The organism is Thioclava sp. JE_KL1 (assembly GCF_009296265.1).
Lineage (GTDB): Bacteria > Pseudomonadota > Alphaproteobacteria > Rhodobacterales > Rhodobacteraceae > Thioclava.
The window spans coordinates 1-2,632 of record NZ_WBJS01000043.1; the positions used below are offsets into that span (position 1 = coordinate 1).

4 protein-coding genes are annotated in these 2,632 nt (G+C 60.6%); 3 read left to right on the forward strand and 1 reads right to left on the reverse strand.

Going from position 1 to position 2,632, the window contains the following annotated elements; all coding sequences use genetic code 11:
* On the reverse strand, window positions 1-641 hold a 641-nt coding region (locus tag F8R15_RS20745), incomplete at its 3' end, for a FadR/GntR family transcriptional regulator (protein ID WP_152845854.1).
* A gap of 167 nt (window positions 642-808) precedes the next feature.
* On the opposite strand from F8R15_RS20745, the gene F8R15_RS20750 reads away from it, so the two are divergent.
* The 3 genes from F8R15_RS20750 to F8R15_RS20760 form a co-directional block, all read left to right on the forward strand.
* Complete coding sequence (locus F8R15_RS20750) at window positions 809-1,600, forward strand: ABC transporter substrate-binding protein (RefSeq protein ID WP_152845855.1); 792 nt, start codon at window positions 809-811, stop codon at window positions 1,598-1,600.
* A 55-nt stretch (window positions 1,601-1,655) separates the two neighbouring features.
* Entirely contained in the window at window positions 1,656-2,330 is a 675-nt protein-coding gene (locus tag F8R15_RS20755) for an amino acid ABC transporter permease (RefSeq protein ID WP_152845856.1), read from the forward strand.
* Window positions 2,327-2,632: ATP-binding cassette domain-containing protein (locus tag F8R15_RS20760; RefSeq protein ID WP_152845857.1), on the forward strand; the 306-nt coding region annotated here is incomplete at its 3' end. The genes F8R15_RS20755 and F8R15_RS20760, both read left to right, overlap by 4 nt.

Here is a 2,632-nt window from a genome sequence, read left to right on the forward strand (position 1 = left end):
GCGGCGTCGTTCGCATTCTGCCGCGTTAGCGCCTCCAGGATCGCCCTGTGCTCTTTGATCGAGGCGTTCATGCGGTCGACCTCAGTGTTCGGTATCGGCACGCGCTGGGTCTCGGTCAGAAGGTCGCGCACGGATTGGTGCAGGCGGCGGAGCATGGCGTTGGGACAGGTCCGCGCAATGATGTTGTGGAAGGTGAGATCGGCTTCGACATGGGTCACGAGATCTTCCTTGCGCCACGCCTGCTCGAATTCCTCAGTCGCATGCCGCAGTTTATCCGCAATCTCGGGCGTCACATGGGGGGCGGCGAGACGGCAGAGTTCTGTTTCGATCAGCAGGCGGGACTGGAAGACATCGAGAATCGAATACTGTTCCTCGAAGCGCCACTGATCCATCGCGGCGGACTTGCCTGACTGGGCGCCGGTCACGAAAGTGCCGCGGGCGGGGTAGGTGCGCACGAGACCGATCGTTTCCAGCGTCAGTAGGGCTTCGCGAAGGGATGCGCGCGACACGCCAAGCTGCTCTGACAGCACGCGCTGCGAGGGGAGGCGCTCGTCCTTTTTCAGCGCTCCGGTGCGGATCATCTCTTGCAGCTGGCGCGCGACCGTCTGTGTGACGGGGCTCTTGTCGTTCGTGTAGTCCATCTGGCGCCTCGTAAGCTGGCAGTTACCAAGTCTATAGCCCTCCGCGCCCGCCAACATCAAAGAAGTTCCTTGTCAGATCCGGGAAAGCATGTTTCAAAAGGTCAGACCGGTCTGACCGGTCATGCCAGTTAAGCAAAATAAAACGACGATCAACAGGGAAAACGAAAATGTCTGGAAAATTTGGAAAGATCGCCGCGATGGCCCTCGTGGCGGTGACCGCCTTCGGGACGAGCGCCTGGGCGGAAACACTCACGGTCGGTGCCAATATCGGAAACGTGCCGTGGGAGTTTCAGGACGAGACCGGCAAGAACGTGGGCTTCGAGGTCGATCTGGTCGATGCGGTGGCCGCGAAACTCGGGCGCGACGTCGAGATCGTGAATATCCCCTTCAACGGTCTCTTCTCGGCCGTGCAGTCGGGCCGGATCGATGCGGCGATCTCTTCGATCACCATCACTGATGAGCGTCTGAAATCCGTCTCCTTCGCGCAGCCCTATTACGATAGCGACCAATCGCTGACCGCACTCGCGAGCGGGCCGCAATCGCTGGGCGAAATGAAGGGCAAGATCGTCGGCGTCGATACCGGCTCTACCGGCGACATGTGGGCGACCGAGCATAATGCAGAATATGGCTTCTCCGAGATCAAGCGCTACGAAGGGCTGGCGCCTGCGATGCTCGACCTCGCGGCGAGCCGCATCGACGGCTATATCTCCGACATTCCTGCACTGCTCTACTACGTGAAGGACAAGCCGAACCTGAAAGTGGTTCAGCGCATCGCGACGGGCGAGAAATACTCGATGATGTTTGCCAAAGACGCACCGCTTGCAAGCGAGGTGAACGACATCATCACCGGTCTCAAGGAAGATGGGACGATCGCCAAACTTCACGAGAAGTGGTTCGGGGTCGCGCCCGAGGCGGATACGTCGACCGTTACCGTCATGGATATGCCCACGCTGAAGTGACGCCATTGGGCGCGCTCCCGCTAGTCGGGGGCGCGTCGCTGACCGAAAGACACCCATGACCTTCCTTGATACCTTCCTCAACGCCGATGTGCTGAGCCGAAGCCTGCCAATGCTGCTCAACGGTCTATGGCTGACGCTGCAACTGGGCGTCGCGAGCATCGTCGCGGGGCTGATCCTCGGCCTGTTTCTCTCGATGCTGCGGCTCTATGGCATCGCGCCGGTGCGCATCCTGACGAAGATCTATATCGACGTCTTCCGCTCAATCCCGCTACTGGTGCTGCTGATTGTTGTCTATTACGCGTTGCCCTTCCTCGGCGTGCGTCTGTCGTCCTTCGCCTCGGCGATGACCGCGCTGACTCTGGTGTCGGGCGCCTATACGGCCGAGATTTTCCGCGCCGGTATCGAGGCGATCCCGAACGGTCAATTCGAAGCCTCCGAGGCGCTGGGCCTGAGCCACCGCCAGACGATGGTAGACGTGATCCTGCCGCAGGCGATCAAGATCGTGATCCCGCCGCTGACCAACAATTCGATCAATGTCATGAAGGACACAGCGCTGGCCTCCGTGGTCGCGATGCCGGACCTTCTGAAACAGGCGACACAGGCGCAGGCGCTCGCGGCGAACCCCTCGCCGCTGATCGGCGCCGCGCTGATCTATATCGTTTTTCTCTGGCCGGCGGTGCTGCTGGTGTCGCGTCTGGAGAACCGTTTCAATTCCGGGAGGCGCGTATGAAGGGCTATGTGAGCATCCGCGATCTGCGCAAGCATTACGGCACTTACGAAGCGCTGCGCGGGATCAATATGGAGATCGAAAAAGGAGAGGTTGTCTGCGTAATCGGCCCCTCGGGGTCGGGCAAGTCAACGCTGATCCGCTGCATCAACCGCTTGGAGGATTTCGACCGCGCGAGCGAAATTCGCGTCGACGGCATCCCGGTCCTTCCGGGGCGGGCCTTGGCGAAGGTGCGTGCCGAAGTCGGCATGGTCTTCCAGAGCTTCAATCTCTTCCCGCATCTCACCGTCCGCGAGAACGTCATG